Below are 26,040 nucleotides of genomic sequence, written 5' to 3' on the forward strand. Positions count from 1 at the left end.
GGAGAGTTCGTCTCGCCCTTGCAGCCGAACTCGGGCGTCGTCGTCTTGCCGAGGATCACCGCGCCGGCTTCGCGCAGCCGCGCGGTCGCCGGCGCGTCGACGTCCCACGGCCCGGCCGGATCGACGGTGCGCGAGCCGCGCAGGGTCGGCCAGCCGGCAGCGAGGATCAGGTCCTTGATCGAGACCGGAACGCCGTCGAGCTCGCCGCACGGTGCGCGCTTCTTCCAGCGCGACTCGCTGGCCCGCGCCGACGCGAGCGCCTCGTCGCCGGCGACGTGGCAGAACGCGTTCAGCAACGGGTTCAGCCTCTCGATGCGGGCGAGCACGGCGCGCGTCGCCTCGACCGGCGAGGCATCGCCGGCGCGGTACAGGGCCAGCAGGGTCAGGGCGCTGCAGTCGGCGAGGTCGGTCGGGTGGTCCATGACGGGTCTCCGCAGCAAGGGGCTACCGCAGCATTGTCGAAGACGGAGGCGCCGTCCCGCCGCCGTTCCGCATCGACCCACAATGATCCATGCACCGGCCGGACGCCCCCATCCCGAGCAACCGCCCGGCGGCCGACGGCCGGCCCGCCCTGGCGCCCTTCGGCACGCGCAGCTTCCGCTACCAGTGGCCGGCCGACCTGTGCACCGCGTGGGCGCTGGAGATGGAGACCATCATCCTCGGCTGGTACGTGCTGGTGGAGTCCGGCTCCGTGGTGCAGCTGACGCTCTTCGGCGCCCTGATGTACGTGGGCACGCTGCTGTCGCCGCTGCTCGGCATGCTGGGTGACCGCCACGGTCTGAGGCAGGTGCTGGCGGCCATGCGGGCGAGCTATGCCCTGCTGGCGGGTGCGATCCTCGCGCTGGTCGTCACCGGAAGCCTGAGCGCCGCGAGCGTGCTGGCGGTGGCCTTCGTCGTCGGACTGATCAAGCCGTCGGACATCGGCCTGCGCACGGCCCTGGTCGCCGCCACCGTTCCGGCGACGCAGCTGGTGGCGGCGATGTCGATCTCGCGCACGACGCAGGACTCGGCACGCATCGGCGGGGCCCTGGCCGGCGCCGGCTTCATGGCGAGCCTGGGCATGGCCAGCGCCTATGTCGTCATCGTCATGCTCTACCTCGTGGGGATGGCGCTGACGCTGCGATCCGGTGGCCAGACGCCGGCCGCTGCCGGCGCGCCGCTGCCCCGGCCGGCCTCGCCCTGGCGCGACCTGCGGGAAGGCCTCCAGCATGTCTGGCGCACGCCGCAGCTGCGCGCCGCGATGTCGCTGGCGGCGCTGGTCAACCTGTGCGCCTTCCCGCTGAGCGGCGGACTGATGCCTTACATCGCGCGCGATGTCTTCGGCATGGACCAGCAAGGCCTCGGCTGGCTGGTGGCCAGCTTCGCGACCGGCGCCCTGATGGGATCGCTGGGCATGAGCGCTTTCGGCGTGCACCTGCGGCCGGCGCGCACGATGCTGGTCGCCTGCCTGGCCTGGTACCTGTGCCTGCTCGGCCTGGCCCTGCCCATCGGCCCGGCCGTGGCCATGGCGCTCTACGTCGGTGCGGGCCTGAACCAGAGCCTGAGCATGCTGGCGATGTCGATCATCCTGCTGCGCACGAGCGACGCGCGGTTCCGCGGCCGCGTGATGGGCGTGCGGATGCTCGCCATCTACACGCTGCCCCTCGGCCTGCTCGCGGCGGGGCCCCTCGTCGCGGCCATCGGCTTTCGCGGCCTGGTGGTGCTCTACGTCGGCCTCGGGGCGACGCTGGTCGCCGCCATCGCGTTCGTCTGGCAGCGCGACCTGTTGCCGCGCGACGCCCCTGCCAATGCCCGGCGGTGAAGGCTGGGGGCCTCGACGCTCGCTAGCGGAGCGCTTTCCACCACAGCACGTTCGCGCGCGGCCGGCCGAGCGTCAGCACCTCGCCGATCTCGGGCGTGGCGAGCGGCAGGCGCCTGGCCTCGGCCAACGCGGCGACCCGGTCGAGCGGGTCACGCCAGCCATGGAACGCGAGGTCGAAGGTGCTGTTATGCACCACGTAGAGAAGTCCGCCGCGAAGGTCCTCGAAAGCCTGCACGGTCTCTTCGGGGCTCATGTGCACCGAAGGCCAGGCTTCGTCGTAGGCGCCGTTCTCCATCAAGGCCAGGTCGAACCCGCCGAAGCGTTCGCCGATCTGCCTGAAGCCGGGAAAGTAGCCCGAGTCGCCGCTGTAGAAGATGCGCTGGTCGCCGCTCTGGATGATCCAGCTTGCCCACAGGGTGCTGTTGCGATCGAAGGCGGTGCGGCCGGAGAAGTGCTGCGCCGGGGCGGCGGTGAGCTGCACGCCGCCGTGGCGGCTGCCTTGCCACCAGTCGAGCTCCTCGATGCGATCTGCCGGCACACCCATGGCCTGCAGCCGCGCCGCGACGCCGAGCGGGACGAAATAGCGCTGCACCCTGTCGCGCAGGAACTCGATGGTAGGACGGTCGAGGTGGTCGTAGTGGTCGTGCGACAGGATCAGCCCGTCGATCGGCGGCAGGTCGGTGAGTGCGAGCGGCGTCGGATGGAATCGCTTCGGGCCGGCGAAGCTGAACGGCGATGCCCGTTCGCCGAACACCGGGTCGATGAGCCAGTAGCTGCCGCGCAGCTTGAGCAGGTGCGACGAGTGGCCGAGCCGGACGACGTGGTTCGCGGCCGGGTCGAGCGCGTCGAGCGCCGCGCGGTCGAGCCTTCGCACTGGGATCGGATCGGTCGGCTTCGTGCCCGCAGGGGCCGGGACCAGGAAGCGCAGCCAGATCTTCCAGGCCGGCTGCGACGGCTGCGCCTGCGGATTCGCTGCGTTGCCGAAGAGACAGGTGCTCGCCGAGAACTGCGGCGAGGCGGCAAAGCGCTCGTCGCAGCCCGGCTTCGTCGCGCAGCCGGCCAGGGCCAGGCCAGCCAGGCCGATCGCGCACGCGGAAGCAAGGGTCCCGGTCGGCCGCGTCACGGACCCGGTGCCTCTTCGCAAGCGATTCTTCGCCTCGTCATGCGGGTCGGCCGCGTCAGCCCTTCGGGTAGCTCGCGAACACGGTCGACTTGCCGGAACGGTCGACCAGGAACACCTGGTACGGGTCCTTGCGAGCGCCGACCTCCATGCCGGGAGAGCCGACCGGCATGCCGGGCACGGCCAGGCCGACGGCCGCCGGACGCATCGCCAGGAGCCTCTTGACGTCGGCCGCGGGCACGTGCCCTTCGAGCACGTAGCCGAGCACGGTCGCGGTGTGGCAGCTGCCGAAGTCGTCGGGCATGCCGAAGCGCTTGCGTGCTGCCGTGGTGTCGTCGACCGACGTCACCTTGACGGCGAAGCCGGCCGCCTTCAGGTGGTCGACCCAGGCGGCGCAGCAGCCGCAGTCCGGGCTCTTGAAGACGTCGATTCGCGGCAGCGCCGGGCCGGTGCCCCGGGCCGGCCAGGCCAAGAAGGCGGCCGCACCGGCAAGACCTCCGAGCAGCGCCCTGCGTGCGGTCCGGTGTTCGTGCTGGCGTCGTTCCATGTCGGTTCACCTCGGGAAGGGGGGTCTGCCGGCCCGCAGCCCTGCGGTCCGGCTGTGCGCGTGCGGCGGGTCCGAGGCCGGGAGCACTGCGGCGCTTTCGGCCAGGGTCTCGATGATCGGGCAGTCGGGGCGCTCGTCGCCATGGCAGCAGTGCACGAGATGGGCCAGCGCCGCCTTCATGGCCTGCAGCTCGCGCAGCTTCTCGTCGAGCTCGCGGATGTGCGCCTCGGCCAGCGCCTTGACCTGGCGGCTCGGCCGGCGCCGGTCCTGCCACAGACCAAGCAACTCGCGGATCTGCTCGATCGAGAAGCCCAGGTCGCGCGAGTGCCGGATGAACTGCAGCGCGTTCACGTCCTTGCCGGTGTACTGGCGGTAGCCCGCCTCCGTTCGGCTCGGCTCGGGGTAGAGGCCGACGCTCTCGTAGTGGCGGATCATCTTCGCCGAGACGCCCGAGGCCTTTGCGGCTGCGCCGATGTTCATGCTCGTCTCTCCATTGTCTGCGCCGGGTGCGGTGCGGGTCCAGGCTCGGGGCGCGGCGCGTCGGCGCGCGCTGAATGCGCCGTGCCGTGCCAGCGGCGCAGCAGCAGCGCGTTGAGCACCACGCTGACGCTGCTAAAGGCCATCGCCGCGCCGGCGATCACCGGGCTCAGGAAGCCGAAGGCCGCCAGCGGGATCGCGAGCACGTTGTACACGAAGGCCCAGAACAAGCCCTGGCGGATCTTGGCGTAGGTGCGCCGCGAAATGTCGATCGCATCGGTGACCAGGCGCGGGTCGCCGCGCATCAGGGTGATGCCCGCGGTCTCCATGGCCACGTCGGTGCCGGTCGACATCGCCAGGCCGACGTCGGCGGCTGCCAGGGCGGGCCCGTCGTTGATGCCGTCGCCGACCATCGCCGTGACCTCGCCCGCCGCCTTCAGCTCGCGCAGCACCGAGGCCTTGTCGCCCGGCAGGACCTCGGCGCGGACGTCGTCGATGCCGAGATCGGCGGCCACCGCCGCGGCGCTGCCGCGGTTGTCGCCGCTGAGGAGCAGGGTGCGGATGCCGAGCTGCTGCAGACGCGCCACCGCCTGCTTCGATGCCGGCTTGACGGTGTCGCCGAAGGCGAGCAGCCCCAGCGCCCGGCTGCCGCCGTCGTCGCGGCGGATCAGCCACGACACGGAACGGCCCTCGCCGGCGAGCCGCTCTGCCGCGGCAGCGAGGCGGCCGGGCTCGGCGCCCGAGTCGTGCAGCAGGCGGCTGCTGCCGAGCCGGAGCGACTGGCCGAGGACGACGCCTTCGACGCCGCGGCCGGGCAGCGCGCTCGCGTCGCGCGCTTCGGGGATGGCCAGTCCCTCGGCGCGGGCGCGGTCCAGCACCGCGACCGCGAGCGGGTGGGTGCTGCCCTTCTGCAGGCACGCCGCGAGCTGCAGCAGGTCGGCGCGGGCGACGCCCGCGGCCGGCTCGACGGCGACCAGCGTCGGCTGGCCTTCGGTCAGGGTGCCGGTCTTGTCGAAGGCGACGACCGTCACCGCGTGGGCGACCTCGAGGGCCTGCGCATCCTTGATGAGGATGCCGTGCCGCGCCGCGACGCCGGTGCCGGCCATGATCGCCGTCGGCGTGGCCAGGCCCAGGGCACACGGGCAGGCGATGACGAGCACGGCCACCGCGTTGACGAGCGCCTGCTCCCAGCCGCCGCCGACGGCGAGCCAGCCGAGCAGGGCGGCCAGGGCGATCGCGAGGACGACCGGAACGAAGACCGCGCTGACGCGGTCGACGATGCGCTGAATCGGCGCCTTGCCGGCCTGGGCCGACTCGACCATGCGGACGATCCGGGCCAGCGTGGTCTCGGCGCCGACGGCGAGCGTGCGTGCCGTCAGCACGCCGTCGGCGTTGATCGCGCCGCCAGTGACCCGGTCGCCGACGCCCTTGGCGACCGGCAGGCTCTCGCCCGTGATCAGCGACTCGTCGACGTGGCTGCGGCCTTCGATGATCTGCGCGTCGACGGGGACGCGATCGCCGGGACGGATCACGACCTCGTCGCCGACCACGAGCTCGTCGACCGCGACCTCCACCTCGGCGCCGCCGCGCCGCACCCGCGCCGTCGTCGGCCGCAGTGAATTGAGGGCGCGGATGGCGTCGGCGGTCTGGCGCGTCGCCCGGTGCTCCAGCCACTTGCCGAGCAGCACCAGCGTGATGACCGCCGCCGACGCCTCGAAGTACAGGTGCCCGGCCATGCCGTGCCCCGCGTGCTGCAGCAGCAGGTAGACGGACAGTCCGTAGGCGGCCGACGTGCCGAGGGCCACCAACAGGTCCATGTTGCCGGTGCCGGCGCGAAGCGCACCCCATCCGGCGCGGTAGAAACGCCAGCCGAGCCCGAACTGGACCGGCGTGGCGAGCGCGAGCTGGAGCCAGCCGGCCGGCATCCAGTCGACGCCGACGAGACCGAGCAGCATCGGTGCGACGAGCGGCAGCGTGAGCAGGGCGCTGAGCGCCACCGGCCACCACGCCGGCAGGAGACGCGGCTTGGCGGCGGACGCGGACGGGGCCTCGACGCGCCTGGCCGCATAGCCCGCCTTGACGATGGCCGCCTGCAGCACGGCCCAGGGCACGCCGGGCTCGGCGCGAACGCTTGCCCGCTCGGTCGCCAGGTTGACGCTCGCCGAGGCGACGCCGGGCACCTTCAGCAGCGCCTTCTCGACCCGGGCGACGCACGAGGCGCAGGTCATGCCGTCGACCTGGAGCTCGAGGCTCCCGGCTGCGGGGGAGGGGGTGGGAAGAGTCATGGCCGGGGTGGCTGAGAAGGCCAGATCGGTACGGGAACGGGCATCGTCAAGCTTCCGACCGTGTCAATGTCAAGTATCCCTCGGGCCCGCGGGCCCCGGCGCGCCGCGGAGTGCGTCCCTAGAATCGCCGCCTCCCCATGACGACCGACGTCTCCCTGCCTGCGAAGGGCGGCCCTTTGCCGATCCGCGCCCTGCCCCCGGGCGTGCAGGACTGGAGCGCCTACGCGCTGGTCATCGACGCCCGTTCGCCGCGCGAGTACGCCGAGGACCACGTCCCCGGGGCCGTGAACCTGCCCGTCGTCGACGACCTCCAGTACGCCGAGGTCGGCACGACGCACCGCACCGACAGGCACGCCGCCTACCTGATCGGCGTGGAGTATTCGCTGCGCAACATCGCGGCCCGCATCAAGCCGCTGATCGCGCAGTACACGCCGACCGACCGCTTCCTCGTGTACTGCTTTCGCGGCGGCAAGCGCAGCCGCCTCTGGGCCGACAGCCTGCGCACGATCGGCTTCGAGGTCGACGTGCTGCCGGGCGGCTGGAAGGCCTACCGGCAGTGGGTTCGCGACGGACTGGCCAGCCTGCCGGGCAGCTTCGCCTACCGCGTCGTGTGCGGGCCGACGGGTTGCGGCAAGACGCGCCTGCTCGGCGAGCTGGCCCGGCAGGGGCATCAGGTGCTCGACCTCGAGCAGCTCGCCGGCCATCGCGGCTCGCTGCTCGGCGACATCCCGGGCCGGCCGCAGCCGAGCCAGAAGCTCTTCGACTCGGCCGTGCTCGCGGCCCTCCGCTCGTTCGACCCCGAGCGCCCGGTGTGGCTCGAGGCCGAGAGCAAGAAGATCGGCGCGCTGCAGATCCCGGAGGCGCTCTTCGAGGCGATGCGGCGGGCGCCGATCGTCACGCTGTCGGCGCCGATGGCCGAGCGCGTCCGCCTGTGGCGCGAGGACTACCCGCACTTCGCCGCCGACCCGGTGGCGATGGTCGAACGGCTCGAGCCGCTGAAGCCGCTCGTCGGCAAAGAGATCCTCGGCCACTGGCATGGGCTCGCCGCGGCAGGGCAGACCGACGCGCTGTTCGAGAGCGTGATGAGTGCGCACTACGACCCGTGCTACGTGCGCTCGAACAAGCGAAACCACGGCGTGCCGGCGGCAGCGAGCAGGCTCGAGCTGCCATCGCTGGGTGCCGTGGCACTGGCCGAGGCCGTGCCACGGCTCATGGCCTTCGGCGGCGATCAGCCTACGGGCGTTCCCGCCGGGCCAGCAGCACCCGGATGATCTCCAGGGCCCGGTCCACGTTGTAGGGCTTGCGCAGGTAGGCGTCGTAATCGGGAAACTGCTCGCTGACGACGGCCTCGTCCAGGCTGCTGTTGAAGATGATCGGGATCGAGCGGGTGTCCGGGTTCGAGCGCAGCGCCAGGCCCATGGCGGCGCCACCCATGATGGGCATCATGTAGTCCAGGATCACCAGGTCGATGTTGCCCTCGGCGAGGCGCTCGAGACCTTTGCGGCCGTTCGCGGCGCAGCACACCGCATAGCCCTCGTCCTGGAGGATCAGGCTGAGGACCTCGGCAATCGCCAGCTCGTCATCGACGATCAGGATTGTCTTCACGGCGCCCGGTCTCTTCTCAGGTGCCGGGCGCAGTCGGCCTGTGCGGGGCGGCGCCGGGTTCCAGCCCAGCCGGCGGCGCCGTCGCAGGCTTGCCGTCAACCGGCACTCCGCGCGACGCGCCGAGCGCCAGACCCCGGTTCGTCAGCTTCACCTCCAAGACCGCCGGATTGAAGTCGCTGTCGCGCATCTTGACGATGGAGAGCAACCTTTTCGCGACGCCGCCGTGCTCCGCGAAGCGGAGGAAGATCTCGTTGTCGACGAAGCCGGAGACGCCGGTGCCCATCACTTCCCTCGCCTCCACCGTCATGAGCACGGTAACACCGAGCCCCCGCAACTCGTTGGCAAGGCACGAGAAGAACCTCGTTGCCCTCTCGGGATATACGGCTGACTGGAAGAACCCGCAGAGGCCGTCGATCACCAGGCGCCGGACGCCTCGCCGCTGCACGGTCTCCAGGAGCCGGTGTGCCAGTTCGTCGATCAAGTGCTCGCCCTGTGAATGCCAGTCGAACAGCAGGGAGCCGTCGCGCTCAAGGGCATCGAGCGGGAGGCCGAGTGCGCGGCCCTTGGCCAGCGTGCGGGCGGGCGACTCGAAGAAGCCGAAGTGAAGGCCGGGCTCCTGCGGCGTGCAGCAGGAGAGGAAATGCAGCCCGAGTGTCGTCTTGCCGGTGCCGCTGGAGCCGAGGACCATCGTCGAGCTGTTCGCGGTCACTCCGCCCGCGTCGATCAGGCCGTCGAGCGCAGCCGAGCCGGTGCTGAGCACGGCCGACCCGGCAACCCGCTCGACGGTCCGCTGCGGCTCGTCGGCGAGGGACTCGATGCGCGGGAAGACCTTCAGTCCGTCGCTGGTGATCCGGTAGGAGTGCCGGCCGCCGAGCGCGGCGCCGCCGCGGAACTTGCGCACGTGCAGCGAGCGCTCCGAGCGGGCATCGAACAAGCGGTCGTCGAGGTCGATCAGGCCGTCCACCATCGTGTGCTCGGCATTCACCCGCTGCGCGTTGCCGCTGGTCAGCAAGAAGACGGTGCAGTCGTTGAAGACCGCGCTCGACTGGATCTCGTGGATGAACTTCTTCAGCTGCCCGGCACTCTCGGCCGCCTCGACCGCGGCGACGAGGCCGTCCAGGACCAGCATGCTCGCCTTGCGGCTGCGCATCTCGCGCCCCAGGACGCTCATCAGGCCCTTCAAGCCATCGACCTCGAGGTCGTTGAAGGCGCTGATGTAGGAGAGCCGTGCGGGGATGGCCGACTCCGCGAAGAAGGACATCTGCCGCACCTGCTGCAGCATCCGCGAGTGCGACTCCGTCATCAGCGTCACGTACACGGCGGAGCCGCCTCGCTCGATGTGATTGAAGCAGAGCTGGTTGGCGAAGATAGTCTTTCCGCTGCCGGGGTTGCCGTGGATGATGTAGGCGCCGCCCGCGAAGAAGCCACCGCCGAGGATCCGATCGAGGCCGGTCACCCCGCTCGGCACACGCACGAGGGGGGGAGAAAGCGATGAGCTCATGACGGTACCTCCTTTGTATTGGCGCTCGGAAGCACGACCTGGAACGTCGAACCTTCGGCGCTGCTGAGTAGCAGGGAAACAGTACCACCCAGCCGCTCCACCAGCCTGCGCACGATCCACAGGCCGAGGCCGCTCCCGGTTCCCCGCCGGGACGACTCCGCCACCGAAAAGCGGACGAAGATGCGCTCCCGGTCGGATGCCGCGATGCCCGATCCGTTGTCGGCGACCCTGATCTGCACCTGGCCTCCGGCAGCGATCACCGACAGGACGACTTCGCTCCCGGCAGCGTGCTTGAACGCATTGATCACAAGGTTCTCGAGGATCTGCTCCAGCATCAGCCGGTTGGAGCGGGCGAGGCAGGGACCTTGGTCCAGCACCCTGACTGCCATGCCGTGGAAGTTGCCCTCGGCGACGAGCGATTCGGCCACTTCCCCGAGAAGCGCCGCAATGTCGAGAGTCTCGAGCGAGGCAGGCAGGCTGGACTGTTCGGCACTGGCGATGTCCAGAAGCACCGTGACCCGACCGACGTAGCGCCCGAGCAGGGTCTGGATCTTGGCGATTCGCCCGGTCAGGGCCGCCGCACCCTGAGTCTCGGCGAGCGAGCGGGCAACAGCCAGTTGCATGGCCATCGACTGCAGGGGGTTGCGCAGCTCGTGCGCCGTCATCGCCAGGAACTCGTCGCGAATGCGGATCTCATCGCGCAATCGCTCCAGCTCGAGCCGGCTGTCGGCCTCGCCGCCCGCCGCCGCGTGCGACGAAGCAGGGTCCGCATCCTTCGGGCTCATGAAGTCGATTCGCGAAGGGCGGTAAAGGAAGCTTGTCGATCAGGCGAAGGAGGTCCGGGCCAGACGACTATAGCGGCGCCGACGGTGCCGACGCGCGTCGCGTGCCGGGCAGAGTCACTCGCGTGGCGCGCGGCCCAGCGTGCCGCGGGATCTCAGGCCGGTTCCGTTGCGTGGAGCAACCCTCGCGCTTCGATGAATGAGACGATCTCGGCAAGGCCCTCGCGCGTCTTCAGGTTGGTCATCACGAAAGGTTTGGCACCGCGCATGCGCAAGGTGTCGGTGCGCATCACCTCGAGGCTGGCGCCGACGTGCGGCGCCAGGTCGGTCTTGTTGATGACGAACAGGTCGCTCTTGGTGATGCCGGGGCCGCCCTTGCGCGGGATCTTCTCGCCGGCGGCGACGTCGATGACGTAGATCGTCAGGTCGCTCAGCTCCGGGCTGAAGGTCGCGGCGAGGTTGTCGCCGCCGCTTTCGACGAAGACGATGTCGGCGTCCGGGTACTTCTCGAGCATGCGGTCGATCGCCTCGAGGTTGATCGACGCGTCCTCGCGAATCGCCGTGTGCGGGCAGCCGCCGGTCTCGACGCCGACGATGCGGTCGGCCTCGAGCGCGCCGGCGACGGTGAGCAGGCGCTGGTCTTCCTTGGTGTAGATGTCGTTGGTGACGACGACCAGGTCGTAGCGGTCGCGCATGGCCTTGCAGAGCATCTCGACCAGGGTCGTCTTGCCGGAACCGACCGGTCCGCCGACGCCGACGCGCAGGGGCGGCAGGGTGCGGGTCCAGCGTGCGATCGTGTGCAGGGGGCTCATGGCAGATGGCGGGGAGGCGTGGATGTGGCAGCGGGCATTCGTGTGCAGGCGGATCGGATCAGGAGCGGAACAGCCTCGAATACTGCTCCTCGTGCTGTGCCGAGAGAATGGCGAGCATCGGAGCGAAGGCCTGCATCTCTGCGAAGGCGATCTGCAGCGCGGCGTCGACGGCCTCCGGGATCTCTGCGGCCAGCCCGGCGAGGACGCGCTGCCCGGCCAGCTGGCCCAGCGGGACGGCCTTCAGCGCGGCCTGGACCATGTTTTCGGACCAGCCGGCCGCGAAGGCCAGCAGCACGGCGCGCGGCGAGGCCTGCAGGTCGGCCGCCGCCAGCGCGAAGGCGACCGGCCAGGTCGGCGCCGGCCGCAGCGCATCGAGGACCGCCAGCCGGACCGGGTTGCCGGCGCCGTTGCGCAGCCACACGCCGAGCGAGCGGCCCATCTGCTCCGCCTGCTGGCGCAGCTCGCTGCTTTCCCGGGTCGCCGCGAACCACTGGTTGAGAGCGACGACGCGGGCCACGTCGTCGCTGCGCCAGGCGGCCAGGGCGCGCGCCGCGACGGGCAGGTCGCTGCGCGCCAGGACGAGGTGCAGCTGGTCGGTGAGCCAGGCGAGCGTGCCGGCCTCGTCGCCCACGCGGGCGGAAGCGACCGCGGCCTCCAGCCCCTCCGAATAGCTGAAGCCGCCGACCGGCAGGCTCGGCGAGGCCAGGCGCATGAGCTGCAGCAGGTCGGCAGCCGGCAGCGTCCTTTCCTCGCCGGCGCGGGCGCGGCGCGCGACCCGCCGCTGCATCGCCGGCGGGATGCGGGCGGCGCAGGCGAGCCGTCGCGCGGTGCTCATGAGCGGGCGTGGCCTTCGTGGTCGTGGCCGCACGCCGGTCCGTGCACGTGGTCGTGCGGTCCCTGCGCTCGCGACGACGCCGTGTCGTAGGCACCGGCCTCCGGCTCGAAGGCGGCCGCCTCCTCATCGACCTGCAGGCCCATGCGCTGCAGCATCCCGGCAAGCACGTGGTCCGGCTCGAGCTGCAGGCGGTCGGCGCCGACCTGCAGCGGCACGTGCCGGTTGCCGAGGTGGTAGGCCGCGCGGAGCAGGTCGAGCGGGGTGCCGCCGCGGCGCGCCCGGACGACGAGCAGGGGCTGGGGCCGGGCGAGGATCCGGATCAGCGAGCCGTCCTCGGCCACGAGGACGTCCCCGCCCCGGACGATGCGCCCGCGCGGCAGGAAGACGGCGATCGCCCGGCCACCGGAGTCGACGGCATCGAAGCGGCTCTTCTGCCGCGTGTCCCAGTCGAGCTCGAGGGTCGATCCGCGACGCAGGAGCGCCGGCGCCAGGCCGGCACCGCCGGGGATCAGCTTGCTCGCGATGATCATCGCCGGAGTGTCGCCTGAACCGGCGACCGCGACGCCAGGCCAGGCGGGCCGAGCGGGTCCCGGTGCTTCGAGGCGCTGGCCGGCGCCCTGCTCAGGCGGCGGACATCGGCCGTTGCCGGCGACGCCGGGACACGGCGCCGAGCGCCGCCAGGCCGGCGAGCATGAGTGCGTAGGTCTCCGGCTCGGGGACCGGCACCACTGTCAGGCTGGCCAGATAGAACTGGTCGCCGCTCTGCAACCGGTTGTCGTCGAAGGCGAAGGTGAAGACCGAACCGGTGAAGGAGCCGCCGATGCTGCCGACGTTGTCGGGCAGCAGCGTCTGCACGCCATTGAAGAGGAAGGTGGCGCCCGTGGACCAGCCCGTGAAGTTGTGGCCCTCGGCGCGCAGGCCGATGTCGGTGATCGTGACGACGCGATCGAAGGTGATCGTCAGCATCTCGCCGAAGGTGATGTTGTCGTCGGACGTGATCTGCGAGTGGTAGACGCCCAGCCCGGCGCCGTTCGTCGTGGTCCAGTTGACGGTGTGGTCCTGCACGACGGCCGACACGCCGCCGGTGAAGGACGAGGTCGCGACGGCGGTGATGCCGCCCGAGACGAAGGTCAGGTCGCCGCCGAAGACATTGCCGTTGACGTTCGAGCTGCACTGGTCGCCGCCGGTGCAGGCGATGCCGTCGGTGGGCAGGAAGTCGCTGCCGGGCCCGCGGCCGAGCTCGTAGAAATTGAAGGTGGCTGCCGCGGCGGGCAAGGCCGCAGCGAGCAACGCAGCGGCGGCGCAGTGACGGATCGACATGGAAGCTCCCTGGATTTTCTTGGACCGCCTCGCGGCGGCTGGAGATCCAGTGTCGTGGGGCCGTCGCAGACATCTCGACCGTTCGTCGGGGCACCCCGCGCTCGCGGGGAAGGGCGTCAGAACAGGAAGTAACGCTGCGCCATCGGCAGCACCGACGCCGGCTCGCAGGTCAGCAGCACGCCGTCGGCGCGGACCTCGTAGGTCTGCGCGTCGACCTCGATGTGCGGCGTGGCGTGGTTGAGGACCATGTCGGCCTTGCCGATCCGGCGCGTGTTGCGCACGGCGGCCACCGGCCGCTGCAGGCCGAGCTTCGCCGGCACGCCGAGATCGATCGCCGCCTGCGAGACGAAGTTGACGCACGAGACGTGGAGCGCTGCACCGAAGGCGCCGAACATCGGCCGGAAGTGGACCGGCTGCGGCGTCGGGATCGACGCGCCCGGGTCGCCCATCGCCGCCGCGGCGATCATCCCGCCCTTGAGGATCAGCGACGGCTTGACGCCGAAGAAGGCCGGCTTCCAGAGCACCAGGTCGGCCAGCTTGCCGGGCTCGACCGAGCCGACCTCGTGCGCGATGCCCTGCGTGATCGCCGGGTTGATCGTGTACTTGGCGATGTAGCGGCGGACGCGGAAGTTGTCGTTGCGCGAGTCGCCCGCGCATGCTGCGGCCATCGCGGAGGATTCGTCGGGCGCGAGCCAGCCGCGCTGCGCCTTCATCTTGTCGGCCGCCTGCCAGGTGCGGATGATGACTTCGCCGACGCGGCCCATCGCCTGGCTGTCCGACGACATCATCGAGAACACGCCCATGTCGTGCAGCACGTCCTCGGCGGCGATGGTCTCGCGCCGGATCCGGCTCTCGGCGAAGGCCAGGTCCTCGGCGATCGACGGGTCGAGGTGGTGGCACACCATCAGCATGTCGAGGTGCTCGTCGACGGTGTTGACGGTGTAGGGCATCGTCGGGTTGGTCGACGACGGCAGCACGTTCGGCAGGCCGGCCGCCTTGATGATGTCCGGCGCATGGCCGCCACCCGCGCCTTCGGTGTGGAAGGTGGCGATGGTGCGTCCCTTGAAGGCGGCGAAGGTGTCCTCGGCGAAGCCCGATTCGTTCAGGGTGTCGGTGTGGATCGTCACCTGGACGTCGTAGCGGTCGGCCACCGACAGGCAGTTGTCGATCGCCGCCGGCGTCGTGCCCCAGTCCTCGTGCAGCTTCAGGCCGTAGGCGCCGGCCTCGATCTGCTCGTCCAGGGCAGCGGGCAGGCTGGCGTTGCCCTTGCCCTGGAAGCCGAGGTTCATCGGGAACGACTCGGCTGCCTTCAGCATCGAGTGGATGTGCCATGGCCCTGGCGTGCAGGTGGTCGCGAAGGTGCCCGTCGCCGGCCCGGTGCCGCCGCCGAGCATGGTCGTGATGCCGCTCATGAGCGCGTCGTCGATCTGCTGCGGGCAGATGAAGTGGATGTGCGAATCGATGCCGCCGGCGGTCAGGATCATCCCCTCGCCGGCGATGATCTCGGTGCCTGGCCCGATGACGATGTCGACGCCCGGCTGCACGTCCGGGTTGCCGGCCTTGCCGAGCCGGGCGATGCGGCCGTTCTTGATCGCGACGTCGCACTTGACGATGCCCCAGTGGTCGATGACCAGCGCGTTGGTGACGACGGTGTCGGCGACCTCGGCCGAGACGCGCTGGCTCTGCCCCATGCCGTCGCGGATGGTCTTGCCGCCGCCGAACTTCACCTCTTCGCCGTAGCTGCCGGCACGCAGCGTGTAGTCGGCCTCGACCTCGACGACGAGCCCGGTGTCGGCGAGGCGGACGCGGTCGCCGACCGTCGGGCCGAACATCTCGGCGTAGGCGCGGCGGGGCAGGGTGGCCATCAGGTCATGCCTTCACAGCTTGCCGCCCACCAGGCCGCGGAAGCCTTGCACGACGCGCTCGCCGGCGAAGTCGACCAGCTCGACCGTGCGTTGCTGGCCCGGCTCGAAGCGCACGGCGGTGCCCGAGGCGATGTTGAGCCGCATGCCCTGGGCCATGCCGCGGTCGAAGCGCAGCGCCGCGTTCGTCTCCGCGAAGTGGTAGTGCGAGCCGACCTGGATCGGCCGGTCGCCGCTGTTCTGCACCGCCAGGGTCGCGGTGCGCCGGCCGGTGTTCAGCGCCAGGTCGCCGTCGGCGATCAGCAGCTCGCCGGGGATCATCGTCCGCGCCGGCCGAGCCAGGCGGCGAGTGCGGTCAGCGCCGCGACCGCAAGCAGGCCCCAGCCGTCGCCGGCGTGAACGTGAGGCACCGTCGACGAGTCGACGTGGGCGAGGCTGGGCAGGCTGAGGCCGATGCCCGTTGAAGCAGCCAGGTAGGTTCTCAGAACGGGCTTCATAGGTTCTCCCGGGTTCGGGGCGGGCTCATGCGATCGGCTGGTGCACGGTGACCAGCTTGGTGCCATCGGGAAAGGTGGCCTCGACCTGGATGTCCGCGATCATCTCGGCCACCCCGTCCATCACGTCGTCGCGGCCGAGCACGGACTTGCCTTCGCTCATCAGCGCCGCGACGCTCTTGCCGTCGCGGGCGCCTTCCATGATCGCGGCGCTGATGAGCGCCACCGCTTCCGGATGGTTGAGCTTGAGGCCCCGGGCCCGGCGCCGCGCGGCCCGGAGCGCCGCCGTGAAGATCAGCAGCTTGTCCTTCTCGCGCGGGGTCAGGTCCATGGGTGTTCGACAGCGCAAGAGCGATGCCAGTGCGGAGGGCGTCGAAGCATCATAGGGGCGGGTCGCGCGCCCCGCATCAGGTGTGCCAGACGCGCGGCGGGCACGCGTCGAGCCCCCAGGCGAGCGGGCGCCAGGCCGACCAGACCCGGCGCAGCAGGGCCATCGCCGGCTCGACGCCGGAGGCCAGCGTGCGCACCACGACGACCTCCGGCTGCGGCGACGTGGCGCCGCTGCTGGCGGCGAGCTCGCCGTCGCGACAGGCCGCCCGCGCCGCACCGAGGAACGCGTCGCGCCGGCCCGCCTCGAGTGGGCTCCCGGCGGCGAACCAGACGACGCCGAAGGCGCGGTGCCCGGCCCAGCCGAGCGGGGAGTCGAGCAGGCGGCGATCGTCGGCGGCGACGACGCCGCGCTCGATCCAGCGGCCCGGCAGTTCGATCGCCTGGGTGAACGAGCCGGCCTCGAAGGGCAGGCCCGACGACGGCAGGCCGAGCGCGGTGACGTCCCAGCCGATCATCTCGGCGCCCGGCTGCAGGTCGAAGCGCATGCGGTTCGTCGCCAGGCAGCCGCTGTAGGCGAGCGTCTCCAGGGGCAGCCACTCGAGCCGGCTGCCCGCTTCGGCACGGACCCGGAGCGCCTGCTCGGCGGCGGCGCCGGCGCTGCGATAGAAGCGCGTCGCGCCCGGCGTCGTCACCAGGGCATGGGCCTCGGGCGCGAGGGTGACGTCGACTTCGAGCACGTCGCCGCCGACGATGCCGCCCGGCGGATGGACCAGCACGCTGTGGCATACGCCGGCACCTTCCGGGTGGAGGCTCCGGAGCACGCGCAGCGGGCCGTCGTGGCGGTCGTGGACGAGCGTTTCCTCGCCGCGGCGGCGGTACGCGAGGGCGAGAGTGCCACGCCAAGCCATGGAGCCTCGCACGGTGCAAAAGGGCGCGAGTGTAGCGATCGTCCGCGGCAGGCCACCGGCCGTCGCCTCGCCGCGGCTCGGCCCCGGTGCGCTCGTGGAGAATCGCCGGCCATGCGTCCGATCCCCCGTGCCGCGCTCTCGCTCTTCCTCGCAGCCCTTCTCGTCGGCGTGGTGATCCGCTTCGCGACCCCCGGGGTCCTTCTCGCGATCGCCGAAGACCGGCAGCGCTCGGCGGTCGGCATGGTCACGCGCAGTGTCACGCTGCCCGACGGGCTGCGCATGAGCTACCTCGAAGGCGGGCGCGGCCAGCTGTTGATGCTGGTGCACGACTTCGGCGCCGACAAGGACAGCTGGCTGCGCGTCGCCCGCTACCTGACGCCGCACTACCAGCTGATCGTGCCGGACCTGGTCGGCTTCGGCGACTCGTCGCAGCCGGCCGGCGCAGACCACTCGCCGTCGGCCCAGGCGGCACGTCTCAGCGCCTTCTGCCGCGCCCTCGGCATCCCGGCCACCCACGTCGGCGGCAGCGGCATGGGTGCGCAGGTCGCGCTGGCCTGGGCCGCTGCGCAGCCGCGCGACGTGCAGAGCCTCTGGCTGCTGGCGCCGACCGGCCTGCGCGCCGCGCCCGAGAGCGAGCTGGCGCGGACCCTGCGCGAGTCCGGGCGCAACCCGCTGCTCGTCCGCAGCGAGGACGATCTGGTCGCCCTGCCGGCCTACCTGGCGGTGAAGCCGGCGGCCTCGACCTTGCCTGCCTTCCTGCAGGACCTGCAGAAGCGCGAGCGGATGCGGCGGCTCGGGCTCGACGAACGCATCTACGCGCAGGTTGCGGCCGAGCCGGTCGAGGCTGCTGCGGCCCAGGTCCGTAGGGAAGCCTTCATCGTCTTCGGGGGCAGGGACCGGATCGTCGATGCACGCGCCGCGCCGCTGTGGCGGGCGCTGCTGGCGAAGTCGCACGCCATGGTGCTGCCGGACACCGGCCATTCGCCGGCGACGGAGCAGCCGGAGCGCGTCGCCAGCGACTACGTCCGCTTTCGCGACTCGATGTAGGAGCGCGATCACGCGCCGGCCAGGCGGCCGATGACCTCGCGCAGCACCTGCCGCATCTCGGTGAAGCCGCGCGAGCTCGGCAACCAGTCGAGCGACGGGCTGTCCTGGACGCGGGCGAGCCCCATCGGCGCAGCCTCGATCCGCAGGTCGGGGCCGGCGGCGTCGACGAAGGCGCGCATCGCCCGCGGCATGTGATAGCCGTGGGTGACGAGCACGATGTGCCTGATGCCCGCAGGCTGCAGGATGGCGACGGTGCGGCTCGCGTTCTCGCGCGTGTCGCGCGACTCTTCCTCGAGCCAGCGGAGGGGACGGTTGAACTCCTCGGCCGCGATCCTGGCGGCGACCCGCGCCTCGGTGGTCGAGCCGCGCTGCGCCCAGCCGACGCCGCCGGTGAAGGCGATCGGTGCGCCGGTCTGGGCGGCGAGCCAGACGCCGTAGCGAAGCCGCTCCAGCGACGGCTGGTGCAGGCTGCTGACGCCGTACTCGGGGGCGAAGGGCTCGGTGCCGGCGCCGAGGATGACGATCGCGACCGGCTTCCTGGCCTGGATGTCGTTGCGCAGCTCGCGCACACGGTCGAAGCTCAGCGCCGCCGGTGGTTCCAGCAGCACCTGCAGCATGAAGCGCGCCGCGCCGGTGCAGGCGGTGAGCCACAGCATCACGACGCTGAACAGGATGAGCAGCCAGCCGAGCCCGCGTCGCGGCAGGATCAGGCGCGCACCCAGAAGCGTCGTGAGCAGGAAGGGGGCCGGGGGCAGCAGCAGGGCGGCGAGCACCGGCTTCCACGGCTCGAGCCCGAGCAGGGCGAAGTAACTGTTCAAGGCCTTCCATCCCAGCCGGACCCGGCGCGGCGATTGTGCCGGAGCAGGTCGCGTGCCACGGCGTCCATTGCGCCGGCGAGGCATCATCGTGGACCGACGCAGGAAGGCTTCCATGAGCGACAAGGCGCAGCGCTTGCGGGATCAACTGATCCGCAACTTCGACGAGATCGGCAAGGAGCGCGAGCTTCGCCCGCCCCTCTACGACACCCTCTGTGCGCGGCTCGGCACGGGCACGGCGGCCCGCGGCCTCGGCATCAGCATCGACATCGTCGCCTCCGGCAAGCGCGGCTGTCCCTACCACCTGCACCATGCGCAGGAGGAAGCCTTCGTCGTCCTCGAGGGGCACGGCAGCTTGCGCGTCGCCGGCGAGATGCTCGAGCTGAAGGCGGGCGACGTCGTCTTCATCCCGCCCGGGCCCGACTACCCGCACCAGATCGTCAACACCTCGGACGCGCCCCTGAAGTACCTGTCGATCAGCACCCGCGAGAGTCCCGAGGTGGTCGAGTACCCGGACTCCGGAAAGTACCTGGCCACCGCCGGTGTCAGCGGTCCATCGCGCTTCGTTCGCATGGCCAGGCTGCAGGACGATCTCGACTACTGGGAGGGCGAGCCTTGATCGCCCGCGGCCTGCGGCGCGCCTAAGATCGCGCCATGTACGGACCGGGCCAGAGCGCGAGACGCGCGGCGCGACGCTTCCGCTTCGCCGTCGCGCTGGCGGCGGTGCTGGCGATCTTGCAGACACTCGGCCTCCTGCACCGCGTCGCTCACCTCGGGCACGTGCAGGGCGGCGGGCCGGCCGCGGCCCTGGTCGGCGGAAACGCGGTGCCCCGGGAGCCGGCGCCTCTGCAGGGGCTGTTCTCCGGGCACGTGGATGCGCGTGATTGCGTCCTCTTCGATTCCATCAGCCACGCCGATGGCGGTTGCGCCGAGGCCGCGACCGTGGCCGCGGCAGCGGTCCCGCTTTCGCCGCAGCAGGCCCGTGCGGCCTGGCACATCGCCGCGCTGGCCACGGGCTTCCGGGCCCGCGCACCACCCCGGGCTTCCTGACCCGAAACGTAGGCGTCGGCGCGGATTCCCTCGAATCCGAACTCCCGACGTCATCCGTTCTCCCGTGCCCTCCGGGGCGGTCAGGAAGCCAGATGCATCGCTCTTGCCTTTGCGCGCGCGTTCGCGCCGCCGTGTTCGTCGTCGGCGGCCTCGCCGGCGCGCCCCTGTCGTTCGCCCAGGCTGCAGCAGCGGCCAGCGCTCCCGACGGCCGCACTGCCGCGTCGGGCGCGGCGCGCTCGACCACCCTGCAGCCCGTCCTCGTGACCGGCAACCCGCTGCGCTCGAGCGAGATCGCCGCGCCGGTGGGCGTGCTCTCCGGCGACGAGCTCGTGCTGCGCCGTGGCAGCTCGCTCGGCGAGACCCTGAAGGGCCAGCCGGGGGTCGCGTCGACCTACTTCGGGCCGAACGCGAACCGGCCGACCATCCGCGGCTTCGACGGCGACCGCCTGCGGATCCTCAGCAACTCCGGCAGCTCGCTCGACGCTTCCAGTCTCAGCTTCGACCATGCCGTCGCGATCGACCCGCTGGCGGTCGAGCGCATCGAGGTCCTGCGCGGGCCTGCCGCCCTGCTGTACGGCGGCAACGCCATCGGCGGCGTCGTCAACGCCATCGACAACCGGATCCCGAAGTACGGCCTGGAGGGCGTCACCGGGAGCGCCGAGGCCCGCTTCGGCGGCGCAGAGCGCGAGCGCGGCGGCGCGGCGCTGCTGGAGGCGGGCAACGGCCGGTTCGCACTGCACGCCGATGCCTTCGGCCGCCGGACGTCCGACCTGCGCGTGCCGCGCTACACGCCGGTCGATGCCGAGGGCAACGCCCTCGAGGCCACGACGACGGTGCGCAACTCGGCGGCGCGCACCAGCGGCGGCGCGCTCGGCAGCTCGTACACCTTCGGCTCGGGCTACCTCGGCGCCTCGGTCGACCGCTACGACAGCCGCTACGGCGTCGTCGTCGAGGAGGACGTGGTCATCCGCATGAAGCGCGACCATGCCGCCGTCGCCGGCGAGGCGCGCGACCTGCCGGGCCTCTTCCCCACCGTCCGGGCCCAGGTCAACGACACGCGCTACCGGCACCAGGAAGTCGAAGGCAGCGGCGCGGTCGGCACGACGTTCAGGACCTCGGGCACGGAGCTGCGCCTCGAGGCCGAGCACGCACCGGTCGGTCCACTGAAGGGGGTGATCGGCCTGCAGCTGGACCGGTTCGAGTTCTCCGCGCTCGGCGACGAGGCCTTCGTGCCGCGCACGAGGACGCGGCGCAGCGCGCTGTTCCTGGTCGAGCAGTTCGCGTCGCCGGTCGGAACCCTGAGCGGCGGCCTGCGCATCGAGCGGGCCCGGCTCGAGTCCGACGGCGACGCCGACCCGGCCGATGCGAGGTTCGGCCCGCCGCTCGAGCGCAGCTTCACGCTGCGCAGCGCCTCGATCGGCAACGTCGTTCGCCTCACGCCGCAGTGGAGCCTGACCACAAGCTTCAGCACGACCGGTCGGGCGCCGACCTACTACGAGCTGTTCGCGAACGGCGTGCATGCGGCCACCGGCACCTTCGAGCGCGGCGACAGCTCGCTCGGCGCCGAGCGCGGCAACAACGTCGACCTCGCGCTGGAGTGGAAGTCGGGCCCCGACCGCCTGCGCGTCGGCGCCTTCGCGGCCCGCTTCTCGCGCTACATCTCGCTCGAGGCGACCGGTGCCACCGTCACCGTGACCGCCGACGACGGCAGCAGCGAGGATCTGCCCGAGTACGCCTTCCGGGCCGTGCGGGCGAGCTTGTCGGGGCTGGAGGTCGAAGCCAGCCGGCGCCTGCTCGCCGGCGCCTGGACGCTGGACGCATCGGGAAAGCTCGACTACGTCCGGGCCAGCAACCGCGACAGCGGCGAACCTTTGCCGCGGATCGCGCCCTTGCGCGCCACCGTGGCGCTCGATGCCGGCTACGGGCCATGGTCAGGCCGCGTCGAGGTCGAGCACGCGGCGCGGCAACGGCGCGTCCCGTCGTACGACACCGCAACCGCCGGCTACACGCTCGTCAACCTCGTCGCCAGCCGCAGCTTGAAGCTCGGCGGCTTCGACGCCTACGCGTTCCTGAAGGCGAGCAACGTCGGCGATCGGCTGGCCTACAGCGCGACCTCGGTCCAGACCGTCCGCGGTCTGTCGCCGCTGCCGGGACGGGCCTTCAAGGCGGGCCTGCGCGTGACGTTCTGAGTAAGGGGAGCCGAAGGTCTCGATCGCGATCGGGCCGCAGTCCTCGGGGCGTGCGTCAGGGCGCCAGCCGCTCGCGGATCCAGCTTCCTGCCTCGCTGCGATAGCGCAGCCGGTCGTGCAGGCGCGACTTGCGGCCCTGCCAGAACTCCCAGGCCGAGGGCTGCAGGCGATAGCCGCCCCAGTGCGGCGGCCGGGGCGGGCGGAGCAAGAACCGCGCGCCGTAGGCGGCGGCGTTGGCGATGAGGGTCGCCCGCGACGGGATGACCCGGCTCTGCGGCGAAGCCCAGGCGCCGATGCGCGAGTCGAAGGGCCGCGAGTCGAAATAGGCGTCGGACTCCTCGGCCGCCACCTTCTCGACCCGGCCCTCGATACGGACGACACGCTCGAGTTCGACCCAGTGGAACTGCAGCGCCGCGGCCGGGTTCGCCGCCAGCTCCTGGCCCTTGCGGCTCTCGTAGTTGGTGAACCAGACCAGGCCGCGCGCGTCGAAGCCCTTGACGAGGACGATCCGCGTCGACGGGCGCCGGTCGGCGCCGACCCTGGCCAGCGTCAAAGCGTTCGGCGCGGGCAGCTTGGCCTCGATCGCCAGCGTCAGCCACGTCTCGAACTGGCGCAGCGGGTCGGGGTCGGAGGCGGCTTCGTCGAGCTCGGCCAGCTCGTAGCTCTTGCGCAAGGCAGCGAGGTCGGTCATCGGCCGAGTATAGAAACGCCGCGGGATTTTCCGGCAACGAGCCGCTCGCGTGCACTCCGTATGTCCTTAGGTGGAAGGCCTTACGTAGACCTACCACTTACCCAACGGCCCCCGGACTCCCATCCTCGGCCCATGGCGGACAGCACGGCAGTGATCGTTCTGGCGGCGGGCAAGGGCTCGCGGTTCCAGGCAAGCGAAGGCGGCGAGGGCGGCGCGCACAAGCTCGCCCAGCGGCTCGGCGACTCCAGCGTGCTCGCGCGGACGCTGGCCAACGCGCTGTCGAGCCGGCTTTCCGTCGTCGTCGTCACGACCGAAGCGTTCGCCGACGTGGCGCGCCGCAGCGTCGCCGCGCGCGACGTCGTTGTCCTGCCCGAGGTCGGCAGCGGCGATGCCGGGCCGCTCGGCATGGGCGTCTCGATCGCCGCCGGCGTCGGTGCCCGGCCGCATGCCGCCGGCTGGCTCGTCCTTCCCGGCGACATGCCCCTGGTCCAGCCGACCACGCTGCAGGCCGTCGCGCGTGGGCTCGAGCACCACTCGGTGGTCTACGCCCAGTACCGTGGCCGGCGCGGCCATCCGGTCGGCTTCGCCGCCGAGCTGTACTCCGAGCTCGTCGGGCTCGGCGGCGATGAAGGGGCGCGCCGCCTGATCGCCCGCTATCCGGCGTTCGGGGTCGAGCTCGACGATCCCGGCATCCTCGTCGACATCGACACCCCCGGCGACCTCGAGGCGGTGCGGCGCGACATCGCCGCACCGCACTCAGGCATCGGCGTCATGCCGTAGAGCGTGGCGTTCGGCGAGGGCGACCAGCCGTTCGACGTCGCGATCGCGGATGCCGCACTTGCGCAGCGACCGCGCCGTCTCGACCAGGTAGGCGAGGGTGCTGCCGTAGCGACCGTTGGCGGTGCGCAGGATGTCGAGCATGCGGTCGTCGGGCAGCGCGCCGGTGTGACTCGGGCTCTTGCGGCTCAGCGTGAATGCCAGGCCCCGCACGGTGCCCAGCGACGTGCGGCAGGCCAGCCACTTGGGGTCGTAGACGCCGTTAGGCATCTCCCGTCCCCACAGGCGGCGCAGCTCGGCCTCGACGCGGGACTGCTCGACCCGGTAGACGCGGCCGCGGCAACAGCCGCCGCGGACGAGGGCGAACACCAGGCCCGGACATTCCGGCGTGCCGCGGTTGACGCGCGAGCGCATGGCGAGGGCGCGGTGCCAGCCGTAGACGGTCGCCGGCCGGTCCTCGACCGATTCGAACTCCGGGCGCCAGATCAGCGAGGCGTAGCCGAAGACCCAGATGTCGCCGCGGCCGCCCCAGTCTCGCAGAGCGTGATCAAGCAGACGCTCGGGGGCGCGTGCATCGCTCGTGACGGGGGTCGCGGAAGGCATGGCCACCTAGAATGCCCCAGCACGGGGGAGGCCCGGTGCCAGAGGGACGACCATGAGCGGAAGCATGCCGGTGCAGCGGAATTCGTCACGGACCGTGGTCATCGCGGCGGTGGCCTTGCTCATCGTGATCGCCATTGCAGGAATCGTGCTCGCCGGCCGTTCCGGCACGGCCGCTCCGGGTGCGGCCACGCCTGCCGCGACCGCGCCCACCGCTTCAACGCCGGCGGAAGTCGCCGGGCCGACATCCGGGCCGAACGAAGTCGTGTTCGCCCCCGGCTCGGACAAGCTGCCGACGCAGTCGTCGGAATCGATCGCCCGATTCAGCGAGGGTGCACGCGGCGTCGGCGGCATGGTCCGCATGAGCGCGCGCTACCTCACCGGCGCCGACAAGGCCAAGGACCTGGAGCTGGCCAGGGCCCGCACCGCCGCGGTCCGCCATGCGCTGCAGGCCAACGGCGTGAAGGCCGAGCAGATGCAGGTCGAGCTGGTCGAGATGCCCGCGGGCTCGCTGAGCGACAAGGACGCCAACCGGGTCGAGCTGGCGCTGCGCTGACGGCCGAGCCGAACCCGGGCAAGATCGCCGCATGAAGCAGGCGATCGTCGACGTTACCGGCCGCATCCGCGAGCGCAGCGCCGCCGGGCGACAGGCTTACCTGGCCGGCGTCGACGCCATGCTGGACCGGCCGCGCGGCCCCGACCGGCTCGGCTGCGCCAACCTGGCGCACGCCGTCGCGGCGCTGCCGGCCGAGGGCAAGCTGCGCATCGTCGCCGAGCGCGCGCCCAACATCGGCGTCGTCACCGCCTACAACGACATGCTCTCGGCGCACCAGCCGTACGAGGGCTTCCCGGCGGTGATCCGCGAGGCCGCGCACGAGCTCGGCGCGACCGCCCAGGTGGCGGGCGGCGTGCCGGCGATGTGCGACGGCGTGACGCAGGGCCGGCCGGGCATGGAGCTCAGCCTCTTCTCGCGCGACAACATCGCCATGGGCACCGCCATCGCCCTGTCGCACGACGTCTTCGACGCCGCCCTCCTGCTCGGCATCTGCGACAAGATCGTGCCGGGGCTGCTCATCGGCGCCCTCCACTTCGGCCACCTGCCGTGCGTCTTCGTCCCTGGCGGGCCGATGTCGAGCGGCTTGCCGAACGCCGAGAAGACGCGGGTTCGCGAGCAGTTCGCGCAAGGCCAGGTCGGCCGCGACGCGCTGATGAGTGCCGAGTCGGCGTCGTACCACGGGCCCGGGACCTGCACCTTCTACGGCACCGCCAACAGCAACCAGATGCTGCTCGAGGCGATGGGGCTGCACGTGCCCGGAGCCGCCTTCGTCCACCCGCACGCCGACCTGCGCCGCTCCCTGACCCGCGAAGCGGTCCGCCTGGTGCTGGCCAACAGCGGCTGGCAGGCCGCGGCCGGCGCCGGCCCGGCCCGGCTGCAGCCGATCGGCCGCCTCGTCGACGAGCGTGTCATCGTCAACGCCATGGTCGCGCTGCTGGCGACGGGCGGCTCGACCAACCACCTGATCCACTGGGTCGCGGTCGCCCGCGCCGCCGGCATCCGCATCGACTGGACCGACTTCGCCGAGCTCTCGCGCGTGACGCCGCTGCTGGCCCGTGTCTATCCGAACGGCGCTGCCGACGTCAACCAGTTCCAGGCCGCGGGCGGCCCGGGATTCGTCATCCGCGAGCTGCTCGACAGCGGCGGCATGCATGCAGACGTCGCGACCGTGTCCGCGGGCGGCCTCGCCGACTACGCGCGGATCCCCGAGCGCACCGGGGGCCGCCTCGTCTGGGCCGACCTGCCGGCAGCAAGCGGCGACGCCGACGTCGTGCGGCGGGCGGCGCAGCCGTTCAGCGAGGAGGGCGGGCTGAAGCTCCTCGAGGGCAACTGCGGCCGCGCCGTCATCAAGACCTCGTCGGTGCCTGCCGACCGGCTCGTCATCGAAGCGCCGGCCGTCGTCTTCGACTCGCAGGAGGCGATGCTGCAGGCGTTCGTCGACGGCGAGCTGGAGCGCGATTTCGTCGCCGTCGTCCGCTTCCAGGGGCCGCGCGCTAACGGCATGCCCGAACTGCACAAGCTGACGCCGGCGCTCGGCGCGCTGCAGAAGAAGGGATTCCGCGTCGCCCTGCTCACCGACGGCCGCATGAGCGGTGCGTCGGGCCAGGTTCCGGCGGCCATCCACGTCAGCCCGGAG

At 71.7% G+C, this 26,040-nt stretch carries 29 protein-coding genes; 9 read left to right on the forward strand and 20 right to left on the reverse strand.

The genetic code is table 11. The features are described from left to right. The coding region (locus AC30N0_RS12745; RefSeq protein ID WP_489518281.1) for an amidase family protein at positions 1 to 422 on the reverse strand (422 nt) is incomplete at its 3' end. Positions 423 to 511: 89 nt separating this feature from the next. On the opposite strand from AC30N0_RS12745, the gene AC30N0_RS12750 reads away from it, so the two are divergent. After that, a complete protein-coding gene (locus AC30N0_RS12750; protein WP_489518282.1) occupies positions 512 to 1,801 on the forward strand; it encodes an MFS transporter in 1,290 nt (429 codons plus the stop codon). A gap of 22 nt (positions 1,802 to 1,823) precedes the next feature. Here the strand turns inward: AC30N0_RS12750 and AC30N0_RS12755 are convergent, their stop codons facing one another. The 4 genes from AC30N0_RS12755 to AC30N0_RS12770 are packed head-to-tail and all read right to left on the reverse strand — an operon-like array spanning position 1,824 to position 6,230. Continuing rightward, the gene (locus AC30N0_RS12755) at positions 1,824 to 2,924 is read right to left on the reverse strand and encodes an MBL fold metallo-hydrolase (RefSeq protein ID WP_489518283.1); all 1,101 of its coding nucleotides are present in this window, start codon (positions 2,922 to 2,924) and stop codon (positions 1,824 to 1,826) included. Positions 2,925 to 2,979: 55 nt separating this feature from the next. After that, a complete protein-coding gene (locus AC30N0_RS12760) occupies positions 2,980 to 3,468 on the reverse strand; it encodes a DUF411 domain-containing protein (protein ID WP_489518284.1) in 489 nt (162 codons plus the stop codon). Positions 3,469 to 3,474: 6 nt separating this feature from the next. After that, positions 3,475 to 3,948 carry a Cu(I)-responsive transcriptional regulator gene (gene cueR / locus AC30N0_RS12765; protein WP_489518285.1) on the reverse strand — a complete coding sequence of 158 codons (474 nt, stop codon included), beginning with the start codon at positions 3,946 to 3,948 and terminating at the stop codon, positions 3,475 to 3,477. Further along, complete coding sequence (locus AC30N0_RS12770) at positions 3,945 to 6,230, reverse strand: heavy metal translocating P-type ATPase (protein WP_489518286.1); 2,286 nt, start codon at positions 6,228 to 6,230, stop codon at positions 3,945 to 3,947. The genes cueR and AC30N0_RS12770 overlap by 4 nt, the downstream gene beginning before the upstream one ends. Positions 6,231 to 6,367: 137 nt before the next feature. On the opposite strand from AC30N0_RS12770, the gene mnmH reads away from it, so the two are divergent. Beyond that, positions 6,368 to 7,501, forward strand: coding sequence for a tRNA 2-selenouridine(34) synthase MnmH (gene mnmH, locus AC30N0_RS12775; RefSeq protein ID WP_489518287.1), 1,134 nt, complete (start codon positions 6,368 to 6,370; stop codon positions 7,499 to 7,501). Here mnmH and AC30N0_RS12780 read toward each other — a convergent pair. The 12 genes from AC30N0_RS12780 to AC30N0_RS12835 all read right to left on the reverse strand — a co-directional run bounded on the left by AC30N0_RS12780 (position 7,464) and on the right by AC30N0_RS12835 (position 16,679). After that, positions 7,464 to 7,835 (reverse strand): response regulator, encoded by a 372-nt coding sequence (locus AC30N0_RS12780; RefSeq protein ID WP_489518288.1) that lies wholly within the window; start codon positions 7,833 to 7,835, stop codon positions 7,464 to 7,466. The genes mnmH and AC30N0_RS12780 overlap by 38 nt on opposite strands. A 16-nt stretch (positions 7,836 to 7,851) precedes the next feature. Beyond that, entirely contained in the window at positions 7,852 to 9,336 is a 1,485-nt protein-coding gene (locus tag AC30N0_RS12785) for a DUF7125 family protein (RefSeq protein WP_489518289.1), read from the reverse strand. Next, positions 9,333 to 10,121, reverse strand: a complete 789-nt coding sequence (locus AC30N0_RS12790; protein WP_489518290.1) for a sensor histidine kinase — start codon at positions 10,119 to 10,121, stop codon at positions 9,333 to 9,335. Before AC30N0_RS12790 ends, AC30N0_RS12785 begins: the two co-directional genes overlap by 4 nt. Before the next feature lie 152 nt (positions 10,122 to 10,273). After that, positions 10,274 to 10,930 carry an urease accessory protein UreG gene (gene ureG / locus AC30N0_RS12795; protein WP_489518291.1) on the reverse strand — a complete coding sequence of 219 codons (657 nt, stop codon included), beginning with the start codon at positions 10,928 to 10,930 and terminating at the stop codon, positions 10,274 to 10,276. 58 nt (positions 10,931 to 10,988) lie between these two features. Continuing rightward, a complete protein-coding gene (locus tag AC30N0_RS12800) occupies positions 10,989 to 11,717 on the reverse strand; it encodes an urease accessory protein UreF (protein ID WP_489518309.1) in 729 nt (242 codons plus the stop codon). A 44-nt stretch (positions 11,718 to 11,761) separates the two neighbouring features. Further along, the gene (gene ureE / locus AC30N0_RS12805) at positions 11,762 to 12,295 is read right to left on the reverse strand and encodes an urease accessory protein UreE (RefSeq protein ID WP_489518292.1); all 534 of its coding nucleotides are present in this window, start codon (positions 12,293 to 12,295) and stop codon (positions 11,762 to 11,764) included. Between the two features lie 91 nt (positions 12,296 to 12,386). Then, positions 12,387 to 13,085, reverse strand: a complete 699-nt coding sequence (locus tag AC30N0_RS12810) for a PEP-CTERM sorting domain-containing protein (RefSeq protein ID WP_489518293.1) — start codon at positions 13,083 to 13,085, stop codon at positions 12,387 to 12,389. A 116-nt stretch (positions 13,086 to 13,201) separates the two neighbouring features. Next, positions 13,202 to 14,950, reverse strand: coding sequence for an urease subunit alpha (gene ureC, locus AC30N0_RS12815; protein ID WP_489518294.1), 1,749 nt, complete (start codon positions 14,948 to 14,950; stop codon positions 13,202 to 13,204). Positions 14,951 to 14,962: 12 nt separating this feature from the next. Continuing rightward, positions 14,963 to 15,268, reverse strand: coding sequence for an urease subunit beta (locus tag AC30N0_RS12820; protein WP_489518295.1), 306 nt, complete (start codon positions 15,266 to 15,268; stop codon positions 14,963 to 14,965). After that, complete coding sequence (locus tag AC30N0_RS12825) at positions 15,265 to 15,444, reverse strand: hypothetical protein (protein ID WP_489518296.1); 180 nt, start codon at positions 15,442 to 15,444, stop codon at positions 15,265 to 15,267. The genes AC30N0_RS12820 and AC30N0_RS12825 overlap by 4 nt, the downstream gene beginning before the upstream one ends. A 25-nt stretch (positions 15,445 to 15,469) precedes the next feature. Further along, positions 15,470 to 15,772 (reverse strand): urease subunit gamma, encoded by a 303-nt coding sequence (locus AC30N0_RS12830; protein WP_489518297.1) that lies wholly within the window; start codon positions 15,770 to 15,772, stop codon positions 15,470 to 15,472. A gap of 76 nt (positions 15,773 to 15,848) precedes the next feature. Beyond that, positions 15,849 to 16,679 (reverse strand): urease accessory protein UreD, encoded by an 831-nt coding sequence (locus AC30N0_RS12835; protein WP_489518298.1) that lies wholly within the window; start codon positions 16,677 to 16,679, stop codon positions 15,849 to 15,851. Positions 16,680 to 16,790: 111 nt separating this feature from the next. On the opposite strand from AC30N0_RS12835, the gene AC30N0_RS12840 reads away from it, so the two are divergent. Continuing rightward, on the forward strand, positions 16,791 to 17,726 hold the full coding sequence (locus AC30N0_RS12840) for an alpha/beta fold hydrolase (protein ID WP_489518299.1): 936 nt from the start codon (positions 16,791 to 16,793) through the stop codon (positions 17,724 to 17,726). An 8-nt stretch (positions 17,727 to 17,734) separates the two neighbouring features. Here the strand turns inward: AC30N0_RS12840 and AC30N0_RS12845 are convergent, their stop codons facing one another. Next, the gene (locus AC30N0_RS12845) at positions 17,735 to 18,544 is read right to left on the reverse strand and encodes a YdcF family protein (protein WP_489518300.1); all 810 of its coding nucleotides are present in this window, start codon (positions 18,542 to 18,544) and stop codon (positions 17,735 to 17,737) included. A gap of 112 nt (positions 18,545 to 18,656) precedes the next feature. Between AC30N0_RS12845 and AC30N0_RS12850 the strand changes: the two genes are divergently transcribed. The 3 genes from AC30N0_RS12850 (at position 18,657) to AC30N0_RS12860 (ending at position 21,780) form a co-directional block, all read left to right on the forward strand. Then, positions 18,657 to 19,160, forward strand: coding sequence for a cupin domain-containing protein (locus AC30N0_RS12850; RefSeq protein ID WP_489518301.1), 504 nt, complete (start codon positions 18,657 to 18,659; stop codon positions 19,158 to 19,160). Between the two features lie 35 nt (positions 19,161 to 19,195). Further along, on the forward strand, positions 19,196 to 19,591 hold the full coding sequence (locus AC30N0_RS12855) for a hypothetical protein (protein ID WP_489518302.1): 396 nt from the start codon (positions 19,196 to 19,198) through the stop codon (positions 19,589 to 19,591). A gap of 131 nt (positions 19,592 to 19,722) precedes the next feature. Further along, the gene (locus AC30N0_RS12860) at positions 19,723 to 21,780 is read left to right on the forward strand and encodes a TonB-dependent receptor (protein ID WP_489518303.1); all 2,058 of its coding nucleotides are present in this window, start codon (positions 19,723 to 19,725) and stop codon (positions 21,778 to 21,780) included. A 55-nt stretch (positions 21,781 to 21,835) separates the two neighbouring features. Here AC30N0_RS12860 and pdxH read toward each other — a convergent pair whose 3' ends face one another. Beyond that, positions 21,836 to 22,471, reverse strand: a complete 636-nt coding sequence (gene pdxH, locus AC30N0_RS12865) for a pyridoxamine 5'-phosphate oxidase (RefSeq protein ID WP_489518304.1) — start codon at positions 22,469 to 22,471, stop codon at positions 21,836 to 21,838. Positions 22,472 to 22,603: 132 nt separating this feature from the next. Here pdxH and AC30N0_RS12870 point away from each other — a divergent pair, with 132 nt between their 5' ends. Continuing rightward, positions 22,604 to 23,251, forward strand: coding sequence for a nucleotidyltransferase family protein (locus AC30N0_RS12870; protein WP_489518305.1), 648 nt, complete (start codon positions 22,604 to 22,606; stop codon positions 23,249 to 23,251). Here the strand turns inward: AC30N0_RS12870 and AC30N0_RS12875 are convergent. Beyond that, entirely contained in the window at positions 23,228 to 23,851 is a 624-nt protein-coding gene (locus AC30N0_RS12875) for a gamma-glutamylcyclotransferase (protein ID WP_489518306.1), read from the reverse strand. The two genes, AC30N0_RS12870 and AC30N0_RS12875, sit on opposite strands and share 24 nt — an antisense overlap. A 52-nt stretch (positions 23,852 to 23,903) precedes the next feature. Here AC30N0_RS12875 and AC30N0_RS12880 point away from each other — a divergent pair, with 52 nt between their 5' ends. Both AC30N0_RS12880 and edd read left to right on the forward strand, forming a co-directional pair. Further along, positions 23,904 to 24,404, forward strand: coding sequence for a hypothetical protein (locus AC30N0_RS12880; protein ID WP_489518307.1), 501 nt, complete (start codon positions 23,904 to 23,906; stop codon positions 24,402 to 24,404). Between the two features lie 31 nt (positions 24,405 to 24,435). Then, a partial coding sequence (gene edd / locus AC30N0_RS12885; RefSeq protein WP_489518308.1) for a phosphogluconate dehydratase occupies positions 24,436 to 26,040 on the forward strand: 1,605 nt, incomplete at its 3' end.

The sequence above is a fragment of the Rhizobacter sp. genome (assembly GCF_031412495.1).
GTDB lineage: Bacteria > Pseudomonadota > Gammaproteobacteria > Burkholderiales > Burkholderiaceae_C > Schlegelella_A.